Origin of the sequence: Campylobacter sp., assembly GCF_017646085.1 — a bacterium.
Taxonomy (GTDB): Bacteria; Campylobacterota; Campylobacteria; order Campylobacterales; family Campylobacteraceae; genus Campylobacter.
Window position 1 is genome coordinate 1 of the sequence record NZ_JAGCNF010000100.1, and the last position, 15,862, is coordinate 15,862.

Sequence of the window (15,862 nt, forward strand, 5' to 3'; positions counted from 1 at the left end):
CTATCATGATGCAAGTGGAAAGCTAGTTGGATATGATGTCGAGGTAATAACTGAAGCAGCCAAAAGAGCTGGTTTTGAAGTTGAATTTCATGAGACAAACTGGGATGCTATATTCTCAGGATTAAACTCAAATCGCTTTGATATGATAGCAAATCAAATCAGCGACGCCGATCCAAAAAGAGCTCAGCTTTATACACTAAGTAATCCATATATAGTTACTTCTGCTGCAATTGCTGTAAGAATTGATAACAATAGTATAAATTCGCTAGATGATATTAAGGGTAAAAATATTGCCCAAGCAATGGGTAGTAACTATTATGATATAGCTATAGAAAATGGAGCAAATATAATCTTAGTAGATGGATTAGCACCAGCTATTAAAGCTGTCAGCCAAGGCAGAGCCGATGCTACAATGAATGATAAGCTTGCGATTTTAAACTACATTAAAACAACTGGTGATAAAAATATCAAAGTTGCATTTAATACCGGAGACGGCACAAGAAGTGTATTTTTATTCAAAAAAGAATTAACCCAACAAAGAGATAGGATTAATCAAGCTCTTGAATCTATGAAAAAAGATGGTACATTAAAACAAATTTCAGAAAAATATTTTGGAATGGATGTTAGTGAATAGCTATATTGAAGCATTTTTGCCTATGATTAAAGGGGCGATATTATATACAATCCCCCTTAGCCTTATATCTTTTATTTGTGGTATTGCAATAGGTGTTATTGTAGCACTTATTCGTATTAATCATAGTAAAAATTTACTATCAAGCTTAGCTAGAGTTATTTGCCAATTCTATATCTCTATAATTCGTGGAACTCCACTACTTGTACAGCTTTTTATAATATTTTATGGTCTGCCAAATATTGGCATAACTCTAGATCCATTTATTAGCGCAATTATTGCTTTTAGTCTTAGTATTGGTGCGTATAGTAGTGAAACTATTAGAGCTAGTATTTTAGCCGTACCAAAAGGTCAATGGGAGGCTGGATGGAGCATTGGACTAACCAATAGCGATACATTTATTAAAATTATTGCGCCACAAGCACTTAAAATTGCTCTACCTACTTTGTCAAATACATTTATTGCACTAGTTAAGGATACATCGTTAGCATCAGTAGTATTAGTAGCTGAACTGTTTCGTCAAGCTCAAACTATTGCTTCTCAAAATTATGAATTTCTAAGAGTCTATTCGCAAGCTGCTCTTATATATTGGGTGATCTGTATAGGTCTTGGTTATATACAAACTCGTCTTGAGACTAAATTTAGCAAGCATCTATAAGAGGAATATATGCTACAAATAAAAAATATAAGCAAAAAAATCGGCTCGCATACTATTTTATCAAATATTAGTTTTAATATTAAAAAGGGCGAGATCATTGCAATTATCGGCCCAAGCGGTAGTGGTAAAACTACTTTACTTCGATCTTTAAATTATCTTGAAATACCAGATAGTGGGATCTTGGAATTTGATGATAATTCGCTTAAGATTGACTTTGGCGCCCATCCAAATAAGCATGAAATTTTAAATTTAAGGCGTAAAATGGGTATGGTTTTTCAATCTTATAATCTATTTGCTCATTTAAATGCTACGCAAAATATTACTCAAGGATTAATAAGTGTTCAAAAGATTGACAAGGATAAAGCTATCCAAATTGCGCTAAATTTGCTAAATAAATTTGGCCTAAAAGATAGAGCCAATGCCTATCCTAGTTCACTTAGCGGTGGGCAACAGCAGCGTGTAGCCATTGCTAGAGCCGTAGCGCTTAAACCTGATATTTTGCTTCTTGATGAACCTACTAGCGCACTAGATAAAGAGCTAGTAAGCGAAGTTTTAGCTACACTTAAAATGTTAGCAAGCGAGCATCAAACTATGATTTTAGTAACTCATGAGCTTAAATTTGCCAAGGATATAGCTGATAAAATTATATTTTTAGAAGATGGTAAAATAGTTACCATTGAATCTCCAAAAGATTTTTTTGGCTCGCAAAATAATCCAAGAATTATTAAATTTATAGGCGATCTAAACTACTAATGAAATCAACACAAAAAGGATTTATCCTAGCACTAGCTACATTTATTATGTGGGGGATTTTCCCAATATTTTTTAAATTTATAGAGAATGTTGCAGCTACTGAGGTGTTAGCTCATAGGATTATATGGTCAGCTCTAATTTTATTGGTTGTGTTGATCATAACAAAAAAACTAGCCAATGTTAAACGAATTATTAAAATAAAAAAAGTTACTCTAACACTAACCATCACTGGCGCCTTAATAGCTAGCAACTGGGGGATTTTTATCTATGCAATCAACCAAAATGAAATTTTAGCTACTAGTCTTGGATATTTTATAAATCCACTTTTTTCTATACTCCTTGGCGCTATTATATTAAAAGAGGAGTTAAATTCAGCCTTAAAACTCTCAATTTTTATTGTATTTATTGCTATTGGAATTCAAATTTATGCTCTTGGAAAACTACCAATAATTTCTATTATGCTGCCATTATCATTTGCCCTATATGGACTTTTACGTAAAAGACTTGGAGTAAGAACATTTGAAGGATTATTTATTGAAACTATGATTTTAGCACCATTTGCCCTACTATATTTAATATATTTAACTATAAATAATAGCGGTGAATTTGGTATGAATTTTAATGGAATAATGCTATTTTTAAGTGGATTTGTAACTATCTTACCACTACTTACTTTTAATGCTAGCACAAAGTATCTTAAACTATCTACGATTGGATTTTTACAATATATTAGCCCTACTTTAAGTATGATTATTGCAGTTTTTATATATAATGAAGTTCTTGATTTTTATAAAATTATTAGCTTTGCACTTATATGGATTAGCCTTGCAATTGCTGCAACGGCAAATTTAAGGAGAAAAAATGACACAAAATGATTTAATTATAATGGCAACTGCCGTCTTAATCGTTGGAGTAATACTTTATAAACAGATAAATAAAGTTACACAAAATATCACAAATGAGGATGAAAATCCAAATTTAGCCTATTCTAAATTTTGTGATGCAATAGATAAGCAAATAGATGTATTGCGTCAAAAAACTCAAGAAGATATAATATTAGAATTAAATAAAAAGGATGAGATTTTAGAAACTTTAAGTGATTTTAGTAAAGAACTTGTATTTATTGAATCTTTAAATTCAAAAGATAGCACACAGTGGCAAAACAAGCTTTTTGCTCTTCTTAGTAGGCTTGATGCTTTTGTGGAGTCTAATTTTATAGATGGTGAGCAACTTGCTAGTGATATCAAAGAGAATTTAAGAGGCGAGTTTAATAGACTTAGGCTAGATAGAAATTAAAATCTAGCCTTCTGAGCGATTATACGATTATATGCATCAATAATTCTAGTAATCTCTATTTTACCGCTTTTAACAGAGTTAAATATTGCATCATTTAGAGCTTTTATAGAATTTGTTTTATTATAGAAATACTCACTTACTAACAAGATATCTACCCCAGCATTTACTGCTTTTATAGCATTTTGTTCAAGAGTTCCGCCAAGTGCCTTCATTAGCATATCATCACTTATTACAACACCTTCGTAGTTTAAACTATCTTTTAGCAAATTTGTAACTATTTGACGTGAAAGTGTAGCTGGATTTGCATCATCAATTGCTGGGATTATCATATGGCCAATCATTATAAATTTAGCCTTTTTACGCTTAATCAGTTCATAATATGGCTTAATCTCATCAAAGTCAAAATTATCTACTATAGTACTGGTTTTATGTGTATCAGCCGAGGCATTGCCATGACCTGGAAAGTGTTTTAAAACACTAGCAACACCTACAGTATCAAAAGCAGATATAAACTCACTAGCATATGCAGTCACCTCGCCAGCATCATTGCTAAATGCCCTTTGTCTTTGACCAATTATAGGCGATATCTCATTATGAAGATCAACTACTGGAGCAAAATTCATATTTATTCCAAGATCTTTAAGCTGAATTGCCATACTAGTATATAACTTATTAGCACTATTTAAATTTAACTCATTACCAACCTTATAAGCTGATGGAAAATGCTCAAAATCATTAAATTTATTAAACCGACTAATTTGCCCACCCTCTTCATCAATGGCAATAAATAGCGGCTGTTTTGGTTTGGCTGAATTTAAATACCTAATCAACTCTTTTAGCCCTTGCTTGCTACTGATATTTCTAGCTAATATCATAACTCCACCGATTCTACCATTTTTAATATCAAGATGAAGTTGCTTAACCCACTCATCACTAGAACTATTTCCAGTAAATCCTACCATCACCATCTGACCGATCATATTTCTTAACTCTTTATCACTTGGTGTGCCAAAGAGTGAAATAGTAAAAATAAATAGCAAAATAATCTTTTTCATCGTCGTTTTAATAAATCCTTTAAAGCCTCTTTTGCATTTTTGCCCCCTAGCATATCAACTACTTGACTAGCAATTGGAGTATAAATCGCTCTTTGCTGAGCAATTTTAGTAATTGCATATGCTGTAGCTACACCTTCAGCCACCTCTCCAATTTGAGCTAAAATCTCATCAAGACTAAATCCACTAGCCAACCCAAGACCAACTCTATAATTCCTAGATAGCTCACTACTAGCAGTTAAAAATAGATCCCCTGCTCCACTAAGACCTAAAAATGTTTCATCTTTAGCGCCAAAATGCTCACCAAATCTAGCCATCTCTACTAATCCTCTAGATATCAAACTAGCTCTAGCATTCTGCCCAAGACCAAGACCAGCACATACACCGCCAGCTATAGCAATCACATTCTTATATGCACCACAAATCTCAGCCCCTATAACATCGTCGCTAATATATGGCTTAATAAAACTTGGAAAAGTGCTAGCCCAAATTTGAGCTAACTCATCATTTTCGCTGCTTATCACTAAGGCACACGGCAATCCTTGCATAACCTCACTTGCAAAGCTAGGACCGCTTAAAAATGCTAAATTTTGGCTTGGGGCAAATTTAGAATAGATCTCATGTAAAAACTCTCCACTAATCGTATCTATGCCTTTAGAAGCTACTAATATTTTTTGATTCTTTGCTTTAAAATTTGAGCGTAAAAACTCATGTGTTTTTTGAGTTGATATACTAAAGAGTAAATAGTCACACTCTAGCGCCTTATCTAACTCTACAAAACCTTCAATATCACGCTTTGTTCGAGATGAGATAATGCAATCATTATTTATTTTAAGTGCTGAGTATAAAGCCTGCCCCCATTTACCAGCACCGATCACTGCTATTTTCATATCTTGCTATCCATAGTTTTATATCGCTACTAATACTTGCTAACAAAATCTCTATAAGATTAAATTTAATTTTGCAAAATAAAAAAACCTAATTTTATAAATAAAAATCTTGCTATATATTAATAAATTTAATCTTATGAAAATTGTTAATAAACCAATAATGCTACCCTAATTTCGTTTTTAATAACTCATTTACTTTGGCTGGATTAAATGCACCCTTACCCTCTTTCATAACTTGACCAACAAAGAAACCAAATAATTTATCTTTACCGCTCTTATACTCAGCTACTTTATCTTCATTTGCAGCTAATACTGTATCAATAATAGACAATATAGCAGAGTCGTCACTTACTTGTTTTAGGCCTAGACGATCAATCACACTATCTATATCTTCATCACTTTCTATTATTACATCTAAGACATCTTTAGCAGCTTTTTGCGATATTGTGCCATCTTCTATTCTATTTAGTAGAGTTGAGAGCTTAGTGCTACTTACTGGACTTGTCTCTATAGTTACTCCATTTTTTAATCTACCTAAAAGCTCTACAGTCAGCCAAGTCACGCATAGTTTTGCAGAATTACCTCCAGCTATTAAATCTTCAAAATATTTTGCCATCTCATAGCTGCTAATTATCACATCAGCATCGCTCTCTTTTATACCAAATTCACTTACATATCTAGCTCTTTTTTCATCTGGCAACTCAGGCAAAATACTAGCCTCTTCCATAAGCTCATCAGGAATAATAACTGGCAATAAATCAGGATCTGGAAAATAGCGATACTCAGCACTATCTTCTTTACTTCTCATTGATTTAGTAATCAATTTTGTAGTATCAAACAATCTAGTTTCTTGAACGACTTCACTATCATATCTGCCATCTTCCCAAGCCTCACACTGACGCTCTACCTCATACTCAATAGCTTTTTGTATAAATCTAAATGAATTTAAATTTTTAATCTCAACTCTTGTATAAAGTTTTTCATCGCCTTTTGGTCTAATACTAACATTTACATCACATCTAAAAGAGCCTTCTTGCATATTAGCATCACTAATATTTAAAAATCTTAATATACTATGAAGTTTTTTAAGATATGCTACAGCCTCATCACTGCTTCTAATATCTGGCTCACTTACAATCTCTAAAAGTGGGGTACCAGCACGATTTAAATCTACAAGACTAGATTTACTCTCATGACTATTTTTACCAGCATCTTCTTCTAAATGCGCTCTAGTAATTCCAATTCTTTTACTTTCATCGCCAACTTTAATAATTAACTCACCATTTTCTACAATTGGAATAGTAAATTGAGATATCTGATAGGCTTTAGGTAGATCTGGATAGAAGTAGTTTTTACGATCAAAAATACTCTTTTTATTTATAGTTGCATTTATTGCTTTACCAAAGCTAATTGCTTTTTTAACCGCTTGAGAATTTAATACCGGTAATGCCCCAGGTAGAGCTAAACAAGTTGGGCAAACATGAGTATTTGGCTCTTCACCAAAACTAGTTGAACATCCACAAAATATCTTAGTTTTTGTATTTAACTGACAATGTACTTCTAATCCTATAACTGTTTCAAACATAAATTTAGCCTTTTGATATTGATAAAATAGTATATTTTAGCACAAAAAAAATTAAATATTAATAAGGTTAATCTAGCGTAAAATAGCGAATCGATGCAAATCCGGCCACACCGCACTTCATCACAGCACAAATTTGCTCAGCACTCATTATCCCGCCAAGAGCAATAACCTTAAATTTTGATATTTTTATAGCTTCTTTTAATCCTTCTAAGCCTTTTGGTTTGCCCTTATTTGGAGTTGCAAAAATTGGACTAAATGTAATAAAATCGGCTCCATATTGATTGGCTAATTCTATCTCTTTAACATTATGAGTGCTAGCAATTTTGATTAAATTTGGCGGAGTATCCTTTAATAAATGAATAAAATTTGAACTAAAATGAATACCATCAAAGCCAAGTTTGCAAGCCAAATCGATATCATTTTGAAGTAAAAATTTTATATTATGAGATTTAAATTTAATAAATTCTTGAGCTGTTTTATCATAGTTATTAGAGTTTTTATCTCTAAAAAGTAGCATATTAGCCTCTTTTAATCTAATAAAATTATTAAAAGCATAATCTAAATTTGAATAAAATTTAGGATCGCTAATTGCATACTTAATCACTATTTAAAATCCTTAATAATAGATATGATATTAAAGCTAAAATAAGACCAAAACTAGCCCCAATTAAACCACTAAGAAAAAGTCCTAAAAAATAAAAATGATAGATACAAAACAGTGCGCCGACGATAGCAACTGCCCACGACGCACCTAGAATAAAATTTAAAATATATACCAAAAAATTAATGCTCTTCAGAAACTACCACAGCACCAGCCAAATAAACATATGTTAAAATCATAAAGATAAATGTTTGTAATAATGCCATAAATGTTAGTAATGCAAATGCTGGAAGTGGAGCAACCCACGGAGCAAGACTAAGAACAACCATCAAAAATAGATCATCGCCTTTAATATTTCCAAAAAGCCTAAATGATAATGAAACTATACGAGATAAATGAGATACGATCTCGATAGGGAACATTAAAGGAGCAAGAAATTTATTTGGTCCCATAAAATGAGCAAAATATTTAATCACACCTTGAGTGCGAATACCTTCAAAGTTGTAATATATAAACACACAAAGAGCCAAACAAAGAGTTAGATTCAAGCTAGAACTAGGAGCTTCAAAACCAGGAATAATACCAATTACATTGCTTGTTAAAACAATTAAACCAATTGTAGCCACTAGTGGTAGATACTTTCTAGCAAGCTCATCACTACCCATTACATCACGACCCATTGATACGATACCTTCTAAATATGCCTCAAGTAAATTTTGAGTACCACGAGGTACAAGCTGCATCGAGCTAGTAGCCATTTTAGCAACAATTAACACTATAATCGCAACTAAAATAATGTGAAAAAGGTACGTAAAGCTATGATCATTAACGATCAAATTTGAAAAGAGAAACAGATCTTTCATAGAAAAGCGCCTTTTGAAAAAATTTGTGGTAATTATATCTTAATTTAGATTAAGCACAAATTAAAAAATCAATTTAAATATCTATTTTTGCTTATTTTATTCTAAATTTTATTTAATAAATAGATCATAAATAATCTTAACAATAGTTAAACTTACCACAGTTAAAAAGATATTTTTTATAAATTTAATCTCCTTTTTAATTACCATATGCGATCCAAAATATGCTCCAATCATTTGGCCAAAACCCATAACTATCCCAAGTAGCCATAGAATTTGCCCACCTCCAATAAATACAGCCAAAGATACGATATTAGAAGTAAAATTTAATATTTTAGTATTTGCTACAGCACTTTTTAAATTCATCCCAAGCAAACTAGCAAAAGCAAACATCCAAAATGATCCAGTTCCAGGCCCTATAAATCCATCATAAAATCCAATAGATAAACCAAAAATAGCATAAAATAAGCCCTCACTCATTCTTTTTTCTTTATCTATTTCACCAAGATTTGGACTAAAAATTGTATAAATCAAAATTGCTACTAAACAAATTGGAATAAGATACTTTATAACCGTTGCATCAAGTAATAGCACTGACCAAGTCCCGCACACTGCCCCTACAAATGTCCATATAATTCCACGCCAAAGAGAATTAAAATTTACCATCTTTTTATGTGTAAAATTTGCTGCTGCTGTAAAACTACCAAATGTGGCTTGCAGTTTATTTGTAGCTAGTGCCATATGCTCAGGAATCCCTACGGCAATTAATGCTGGGATAGTGATGAGTCCACCACCTCCAGCAATTGCATCTATAAATCCACTAAAAAATGCTACAAAAAATAGTAACGCAAATATCCAAATTTCTAATTCCAAATCAAACCTTATAACTCATAAATTCTAATAATTTTTTGATATCTAAGCTCGCTATTGCATAAAATAAGTAAAATATCATTTTGCATAAATTCAAACGAACCACTAACCTTTATGAGTTCACCATTACGTTTTGCTAAAATTATTAAGAAATCATCTGGTAAACCAAGCTCGGTTAAATTTTTACCAATCACTTTAGAAGATTCGCCAATTTTATACTGCTTAATATCTGAATATGATATTGGGCTACTAGGCATATTTGGGATTGCAGATTTTGGCTGTTCAATTACTCCAAATATCTTAGCACTTTTATTAAGCGTTGTGCCTTGAGTTAAAACCGATATTAATACCATAAAAAATATAATGTTAAATATCATCTGACCATTTTCTAATTCAGCCGAAAGCGGATAAGTGGCCAAGATAATAGGAACAACTCCCCTAAGTCCTACCCAAGAGATAAAACATTTTTCTTTAACATTATATCTAGAAAATACTGTACAAATAAATACGCTAATAGGCCTAGAAATAAACATCACCACAAGTGCCATTAATATACTAATCATTGCAACATGCGGTAACTCGCTAGGAAATACTAAAAGCCCAAGAGTAAGGAATATAAATATCTGCATCATCCAAGCAATTCCATCAAAAAAACCGGTTAAATTCTTTTTATACAAAAACTCTTTTTTATTAGCAATAATACCAGCTACATATACTGCAATATATCCATTACCACCAATCTTTTCTGCTAAGCCAAAAAGTACCGCAACTAATGCAATCAAAAGTACTGGATATAGCCCCCAAGAGCCAAGCTTAACTCTATTTATAAGACTTGGAATAATAATACCAAATAGATAGCCCATCGCACCACCAAGAATAAACTCAAGCACAAGCTTAATAGTCATTGTATATGGATCTATAACCGTAGTAGCTGTTAAAAGACCCAAAAGTGTAATGGTTAGAAATATCGCCATTGGGTCATTACTACCACTTTCAAACTCAAGCAATGAAGCAAGATTATTTTTAAGCTTAGTTGAGCGCATTATAGAAAATACTGCAGCTGCATCAGTAGAGCTAATAATTGCACCAAATAAAAGCGACTCAAGCATAGAAAAGCCAATTATATAATAAGCAAATACTCCAGTAATCGCAGCTGAGATCACAACTCCAAATGTAGCTAATACTATACCGCTTTTAAAAATAGGCTTTATTGATTTATAATTGGTATTAAATCCGCCAGAAAATAGTATATATATAAGCGCTATGGTACCTACATTTTCAGCTATTTTAGCATTATCAAATTCAAGCCCTATAAGTCCATCGCTACCTGCTAACATACCAATTGCCAAAAACATAAGCAGCGCTGGCACGCCATATTTATCTGATATTTTGCTAAATAATACACTAAGGATAAATAATCCGCCAAATATTATCAATGAATTATCCATAACTATCCTTGATTTAAATTATTATTTATTTTACATTCCAAAGCCTTGCCAATAATAGCATTAGCTACAGCTTCTCTCTCTTTAACTAAGTAAAATTTATCTCCAAAATCTGTATAAAGACCTTTTTCTATAGTATCAGCAAATCTTATAATAGTATTTACATTATACCCTAGATCTTTAATAGAATTTGCTATTAATTCTGATTTTTGTTCGTTACTAACAGCAATTATTGTGGCTATACAACTTTTAATATGGGCTTTTTCTAAGGTGGTTTTTTGAACAGCATTTCCATAATATACATTATCGTTGCTATTTTTACCACGCTCTACTAAACTTAAATCATTCTCAAGTACTATATATGAACAATTTTTAGCTTTTAATTGCCTTACTATTTCACGGCCAAGCTTACCATATCCGCATACTATAAAGTGCTCTTTGTGTTCTGGAATATCTATATTTACAAGTTCTTGCATCTCATCTTGTTCGTTTATAGGATCTATTACTTTGTTTAGTTTATCTTGTTCTTCCATTTTATCAGCAATTTTACTTACATTTTTTAAAACAAATGGAGTAAGAACCATAGATATAATTACCACAGCAGTTAAAATCTGCAATGTTTTATCATCGGCCATGCCCTTTACCGATAATAATGTAAATATAGCTAAAGCAAATTCCCCAACTTGAGCTAGACTTAATGCGGCTTTTAGTGCGACTTTTTTTCTAGCTGATATCATTAAGAACAGATAGATAATTAAAGCTTTAATAATTAAAACAGCAATCAAAATAGAAACAACTATAAACAGATTACTAGCAATCACACTAAAGTTTATCTGCATACCAACTGTTATGAAAAATAGACCCAAAAGAAGATCTCTAAAAGGTATAAGGTCTGTCTCGATCTGATGCTTATACTGTGTTTCGGCTATTAGCATACCAGCAATAAATGCCCCAAGCGAATAGCTAAATCCAAAATAGTGCGCTAAAAAGCTAGAACCAATAACTGTAAATAAAATAGTAGTTATGAATATCTCTTTTGAATTTGCACTAACAACCAAATGTAAAACACGGCTTAATATATACTTACCGATAAAATATAATATTACAATTAATATTACAGCACTAATCATAGAAGTAAATATCAAAGAACTTATAGAGCCATCTTTTGCATTAAATATATCTATCATTAAAAGCAAAGGAATAACTGCTATATCTTGAAATAATAGTATCCCAAGCACCTTGCGTCCATAATGTTTTGATATGTGCCCGTTGTCATTTAATGTTTTTAAAACTATTGCTGTTGAGCTAAGAGATAATGCAAAACCTATAATAATAGCACCTTTCATATCTATATCAAATATATAAACCGATAAAAGACTACATACAAAACCAGTAGCAAATACTTGAATAGGACCATAAATAAATACATATTTTTTCATTGACATTAAATGCTTGATACTAAACTCAAGCCCAATAGTAAACATCAAAAATACAATTCCAAATTCGGCTACAAAGCTTAAATCATGATTATTTTTTAAACCAAAAAGTTGCGAAATAAAAATTCCTGTAGCAATATAACCTATAATAGTTGGAATTCCATATCTACGAAATACTAAATTAAACAAAATAGCAGCGCCAGCTGCAATTATAAAGATATATACAAGATTATCCATTTTTTTTCCTACTTTTTTTCTTTTATAAATATTAAATCAAAACTACTTTCACGCTTTACAAGAGAGCCTTTACTTTGTGTTTTTAAATTTGCCCTTAACTCATCTATAGTTGCTTCACACTCTTCTAACTGTTGTTTAAGTCGCAAAATCACATCTACACCAGCTAAATTTACACCCAAATCTCTAGTAAGCCTTAAAATCATCTTAATTTTATCGAGATCTTTTTCACTATATAGTCTCATCTTGCCTTCAGTTCTACTAGGTTCTATTAACCCCTCTCTTTCATATTGTCTTAGAGTTTGCGGATGAATGCTTAAAACCTTTGCTACTACGCTTATTAAATAGACTGGTTCTTCATAATCTCTCATACTGCCTCCTTTATAGTCTACTTTGCAACATATCTCTTAGCTGCGGATCAATCTGCTCAATATCTGGTAAAATTACATGAACTACTAAATACATATCGCCATAAATATTACTTTTTCTATTTTTTATGCCATAGCCTTTTAGTCTAATTTTTTGACCATTTTTAGTATTAGGCGGTATTTTAATTGATACATCTTTTTTAAATGTTTTTATCTCAACTTTATCACCAAATAATGCAGTCTTTAGGTCGATATCTAAATTTTTATATAGATCATCCCCATCTCTTTTATATCTTTTATCCTCTTCTATATTTACAGTAATTATTAAATCTCCTCTATAATTACCAGCGCTTTTGCCTTTATTTCTAGCACGCAGCTTCTCGCCGCTGTTTAACCCTGCTGGGATTTTAATCTTAATCTTCTCACCATTTATGCTAAACTCATAATCACCACCATTTATGGCTAACTCAAATGGAATATTTATCCTAGCTTGAATATCTAAATTCTGTCCAAACCCTTGATCAAATCCACCAAAATTAGCTGAGTTAAACCCACCAAATCCTCTACTAGATCGCCCAGAACCGCCAAAATTACCAAAAATTTGATTTAAAATATCATTTATATCTGCGTTGCCGCCAAAGTTTGCTCTAGAAAAATCATGAAAACTCTGACCACCAAACATACTATCGCCATACTGATCATATTGCCTACGTTTAGTCTCATCACTTAAAATTTCATAAGCTGCATTAATCTCTTTAAATTTTTCCTCTGCACCTGGTTCTTTATTAATATCAGGATGATACTGTCTAGCTAGCTTTCTATAAGCCTTTTTAATCTCATCGCTGCTAGCGCTCTTAGAAATGCCTAAAGTTTCATACAAACTATTACTCATCACATATCTCCGCTTATATATTTTTATATATATTATATCATAAAAGTTGAGCTAGTGTCAATCAACTTATTTAAATTCATTTATATAAGTATTAAATTTGTATTTATTCCTACATAATATAATCCAAATAACTTTTTAAAGAGGAATAATATGAAAAAAATAACATTAATATCGCTTCTAGCAGTCTCAGCCATTTTTGGTGCTGATGTAGAATTTCGTGATGCAAATCCAAATTTTAATCGTATAAATCCAACCATAGATCAAAACTCAATCCTATCATATAATAGCTCTATCCAAAAAGCAAAGCAGACAGTTGTTAATATATCTACAACTAAAACCACAAAAGTACAAAATAATCTAAATAGTCTAATGAATGACCCATTTTTTAAAGAGTTTTTTGGCTTTGGTTTTAATATTCCAGAACAAAGAAGTAAAAAAAGCTCATCTCTTGGCTCAGGCGTAATTATATCTAGCGATGGCTATATAGTTACAAACTACCATGTAATAGAAGATAGTGATGAGATTATTGTCTCTATGCTAGACAATTCAAAAGAGTATAAAGCCAAAATCATTGGCTCGGACCCAAAAACCGATTTAGCAATTATTAAAATCGAAGCCAATAATCTAACTCCAGCCTACTTTGCTGATAGCTCTAAACTACTTGAGGGTGATGTAGTTTTTGCTATTGGAAATCCTTTTGGTGTAGGTGGAAGCATCACAAGTGGAATAATTAGTGGATTAAATAAAGATAATATTGGATTAAATCAATATGAAGATTTTATCCAAACAGATGCTAGCATCAATCCTGGCAATAGTGGTGGAGCGCTCATAGATAGCCGTGGGGCTTTAGTTGGTATAAACTCAGCTATTCTTAGTCGAAGTGGTGGTAATAATGGAATAGGATTTGCCATCCCATCAAATATGGTAAAAACAATAGCTCAAAAGCTAATTAGCGATGGTAAAATAACTCGTGGCTATATTGGAGTAATGATCGCAAATTTAACAACAGATCAAAAAGAGATATATAAAAATCAAGAAGGTGCGTTAATTACTAATGTAGAAAAAGATTATCCAGCTAGTAAAGCTGGACTTCAAAGAGGTGATCTAATTATTAAAGTAGATAAAAAAATCATAAAAAGTGCTAATGATTTAAAAAATATAATTGGAGCATATTCGCCAAATACAAAGATTAATTTAGAATATGAAAGAGCAGGTAAAATCTACTCTACTAAACTTCAATTAGTAGCTACAGATTCTAATGATAATGCAGCTGATAATTTTAGTATCGATGGTCTAAGTGTGCAAAACTTAAGCGAAGAGATAAAATATAAATACAAAATCCCACAAGATATAAAAGGTATATTAATTACAGATGTTAAAGATGGTTCAAATGCTGCTAATACTGGCTTTGAAAGAGGTGATATAATCATTCAAGTCAATGAGAAAATCATAAATAATATAAGCGAATTTAGTAAAGAACTAAAAACCTCCAAAACACTAAATAGAAAACCTATAATCTGGATAAATCGTGGCGGAATTTTAATGGGGCTTGTATTGAAATAATAGCTATTTTTGGCTATAATCAGCCCAAATTTATAAGGCAGATATATGATAAAAATTCTAATGATTGAAGATGATTTTGAGCTTGCAGAGATTTTAAGCGAGTACTTAGAGCAGTTTGAGATAGAAGTCAAGATATGTGATGATCCATATCTTGGACTTTCTACTCTTAATACAAGTAAATTTGATCTAGTAATTTTAGATCTTACCTTGCCAGGAATTGATGGGCTAGAAGTTTGCAAAGAGATACGAGCAAAGCACACAATTCCTATAATTATCTCAAGCGCTAGACATGATATAAGTGACAAGATAAATGCATTTGAATTTGGTGCAGACGACTACCTGCCAAAACCATATAATCCTCAAGAGCTTTTAGCTAGAATCAAAAGCCACTTACGTCGTCAAAGCATTACAATGCAAGAGATATCACCAGTACCAAAAGATTTAGTATGCGATGATTTTCGTCATATTATCACATTAAAAGGTGAGCCTTTGCAACTAACAGTTGCTGAATATGATATTCTAAGATATTTAATCAAAAAAGAAGGCGGCGCTATAAGCCGTGAGGAGTTAATTTATAACTGTAACTCCATAAATGAAGATAGTACAAATAAAAGTATAGATGTTATTATTGGACGAATTCGCACTAAAATTGGCGAAAATCCAAAAGAACCAAAATATATTCACGCTATTAGAGGCGTAGGATACAAATTAGAACAGTAAATTTAGAG

Annotated in this window: 17 protein-coding genes; 7 read left to right on the top strand and 10 right to left on the bottom strand. The window is 31.8% G+C overall.

The window, feature by feature from the left end; translation table 11 throughout:
* The 5 genes from J6V67_RS05330 to J6V67_RS05350 form a co-directional block, all read left to right on the top strand.
* On the top strand, positions 1–634 hold a 634-nt coding region (locus J6V67_RS05330; protein WP_291859823.1), incomplete at its 5' end, for a transporter substrate-binding domain-containing protein.
* Complete coding sequence (locus tag J6V67_RS05335) at positions 627–1,289, top strand: amino acid ABC transporter permease (RefSeq protein WP_291859826.1); 663 nt, start codon at positions 627–629, stop codon at positions 1,287–1,289. The genes J6V67_RS05330 and J6V67_RS05335, both read left to right, overlap by 8 nt.
* Positions 1,290–1,298: 9 nt before the next feature.
* Entirely contained in the window at positions 1,299–2,042 is a 744-nt protein-coding gene (locus J6V67_RS05340; RefSeq protein ID WP_291859829.1) for an amino acid ABC transporter ATP-binding protein, read from the top strand.
* Complete coding sequence (gene rarD / locus J6V67_RS05345) at positions 2,042–2,917, top strand: EamA family transporter RarD (protein ID WP_291859832.1); 876 nt, start codon at positions 2,042–2,044, stop codon at positions 2,915–2,917. Before J6V67_RS05340 ends, rarD begins: the two co-directional genes overlap by 1 nt.
* Positions 2,904–3,338 (top strand): hypothetical protein, encoded by a 435-nt coding sequence (locus tag J6V67_RS05350; protein WP_291859834.1) that lies wholly within the window; start codon positions 2,904–2,906, stop codon positions 3,336–3,338. The genes rarD and J6V67_RS05350 overlap by 14 nt, the downstream gene beginning before the upstream one ends.
* On the opposite strand, the gene J6V67_RS05355 is transcribed toward J6V67_RS05350, so the two are convergent.
* The 10 genes from J6V67_RS05355 to J6V67_RS05400 form a co-directional block, all read right to left on the bottom strand.
* Positions 3,335–4,393 (bottom strand): glycoside hydrolase family 3 N-terminal domain-containing protein, encoded by a 1,059-nt coding sequence (locus J6V67_RS05355; protein WP_291859837.1) that lies wholly within the window; start codon positions 4,391–4,393, stop codon positions 3,335–3,337. The genes J6V67_RS05350 and J6V67_RS05355 overlap by 4 nt on opposite strands.
* Positions 4,390–5,280, bottom strand: coding sequence for an NAD(P)H-dependent glycerol-3-phosphate dehydrogenase (locus J6V67_RS05360; protein ID WP_291859838.1), 891 nt, complete (start codon positions 5,278–5,280; stop codon positions 4,390–4,392). Before J6V67_RS05360 ends, J6V67_RS05355 begins: the two co-directional genes overlap by 4 nt.
* A gap of 163 nt (positions 5,281–5,443) precedes the next feature.
* On the bottom strand, positions 5,444–6,865 hold the full coding sequence (gatB, locus tag J6V67_RS05365) for an Asp-tRNA(Asn)/Glu-tRNA(Gln) amidotransferase subunit GatB (RefSeq protein WP_291859841.1): 1,422 nt from the start codon (positions 6,863–6,865) through the stop codon (positions 5,444–5,446).
* A gap of 67 nt (positions 6,866–6,932) precedes the next feature.
* Positions 6,933–7,469: a thiamine phosphate synthase gene (locus J6V67_RS05370; RefSeq protein ID WP_291859844.1), complete on the bottom strand. Its 537-nt coding sequence runs from the start codon at positions 7,467–7,469 to the stop codon at positions 6,933–6,935.
* A gap of 179 nt (positions 7,470–7,648) precedes the next feature.
* The gene (locus J6V67_RS05375) at positions 7,649–8,329 is read right to left on the bottom strand and encodes a F0F1 ATP synthase subunit A (RefSeq protein WP_086224605.1); all 681 of its coding nucleotides are present in this window, start codon (positions 8,327–8,329) and stop codon (positions 7,649–7,651) included.
* Between the two features lie 108 nt (positions 8,330–8,437).
* Entirely contained in the window at positions 8,438–9,199 is a 762-nt protein-coding gene (locus J6V67_RS05380; protein WP_291859848.1) for a TSUP family transporter, read from the bottom strand.
* A gap of 8 nt (positions 9,200–9,207) precedes the next feature.
* Positions 9,208–10,644 (bottom strand): potassium/proton antiporter, encoded by a 1,437-nt coding sequence (locus J6V67_RS05385; protein ID WP_291859851.1) that lies wholly within the window; start codon positions 10,642–10,644, stop codon positions 9,208–9,210.
* 2 nt (positions 10,645–10,646) lie between these two features.
* Positions 10,647–12,314 (bottom strand): cation:proton antiporter, encoded by a 1,668-nt coding sequence (locus J6V67_RS05390; RefSeq protein ID WP_291859854.1) that lies wholly within the window; start codon positions 12,312–12,314, stop codon positions 10,647–10,649.
* Positions 12,315–12,322: 8 nt separating this feature from the next.
* Positions 12,323–12,682 carry a helix-turn-helix transcriptional regulator gene (locus J6V67_RS05395; protein ID WP_291859857.1) on the bottom strand — a complete coding sequence of 120 codons (360 nt, stop codon included), beginning with the start codon at positions 12,680–12,682 and terminating at the stop codon, positions 12,323–12,325.
* Between the two features lie 10 nt (positions 12,683–12,692).
* A complete protein-coding gene (locus J6V67_RS05400) occupies positions 12,693–13,571 on the bottom strand; it encodes a DnaJ C-terminal domain-containing protein (protein ID WP_291859861.1) in 879 nt (292 codons plus the stop codon).
* 150 nt (positions 13,572–13,721) lie between these two features.
* Between J6V67_RS05400 and J6V67_RS05405 the strand changes: the two genes are divergently transcribed.
* On the top strand, positions 13,722–15,134 hold the full coding sequence (locus J6V67_RS05405; protein WP_291859865.1) for a Do family serine endopeptidase: 1,413 nt from the start codon (positions 13,722–13,724) through the stop codon (positions 15,132–15,134).
* A gap of 45 nt (positions 15,135–15,179) precedes the next feature.
* Complete coding sequence (locus J6V67_RS05410; RefSeq protein WP_291859868.1) at positions 15,180–15,854, top strand: response regulator transcription factor; 675 nt, start codon at positions 15,180–15,182, stop codon at positions 15,852–15,854.
* The last annotated feature ends 8 nt before the right edge of the window (positions 15,855–15,862 follow it).

Bases quoted from the DNA above. Each gene is read 5' to 3' on its own strand.
- J6V67_RS05340 (WP_291859829.1), top strand. From the start codon at position 1,299: ATGCTACAAATAAAAAATATAAGCAAAAAAATCGGCTCGCATACTATT.
- rarD (WP_291859832.1), top strand. From the start codon at position 2,042: ATGAAATCAACACAAAAAGGATTTATCCTAGCACTAGCTACATTTATT.
- J6V67_RS05350 (WP_291859834.1), top strand. From the start codon at position 2,904: ATGACACAAAATGATTTAATTATAATGGCAACTGCCGTCTTAATCGTT.
- J6V67_RS05355 (WP_291859837.1), bottom strand. From the start codon at position 4,393: ATGAAAAAGATTATTTTGCTATTTATTTTTACTATTTCACTCTTTGGC.
- J6V67_RS05360 (WP_291859838.1), bottom strand. From the start codon at position 5,280: ATGAAAATAGCAGTGATCGGTGCTGGTAAATGGGGGCAGGCTTTATAC.
- gatB (WP_291859841.1), bottom strand. From the start codon at position 6,865: ATGTTTGAAACAGTTATAGGATTAGAAGTACATTGTCAGTTAAATACA.
- J6V67_RS05375 (WP_086224605.1), bottom strand. From the start codon at position 8,329: ATGAAAGATCTGTTTCTCTTTTCAAATTTGATCGTTAATGATCATAGC.
- J6V67_RS05385 (WP_291859851.1), bottom strand. From the start codon at position 10,644: ATGGATAATTCATTGATAATATTTGGCGGATTATTTATCCTTAGTGTA.
- J6V67_RS05390 (WP_291859854.1), bottom strand. From the start codon at position 12,314: ATGGATAATCTTGTATATATCTTTATAATTGCAGCTGGCGCTGCTATT.
- J6V67_RS05395 (WP_291859857.1), bottom strand. From the start codon at position 12,682: ATGAGAGATTATGAAGAACCAGTCTATTTAATAAGCGTAGTAGCAAAG.
- J6V67_RS05400 (WP_291859861.1), bottom strand. From the start codon at position 13,571: ATGAGTAATAGTTTGTATGAAACTTTAGGCATTTCTAAGAGCGCTAGC.
- J6V67_RS05405 (WP_291859865.1), top strand. From the start codon at position 13,722: ATGAAAAAAATAACATTAATATCGCTTCTAGCAGTCTCAGCCATTTTT.
- J6V67_RS05410 (WP_291859868.1), top strand. From the start codon at position 15,180: ATGATAAAAATTCTAATGATTGAAGATGATTTTGAGCTTGCAGAGATT.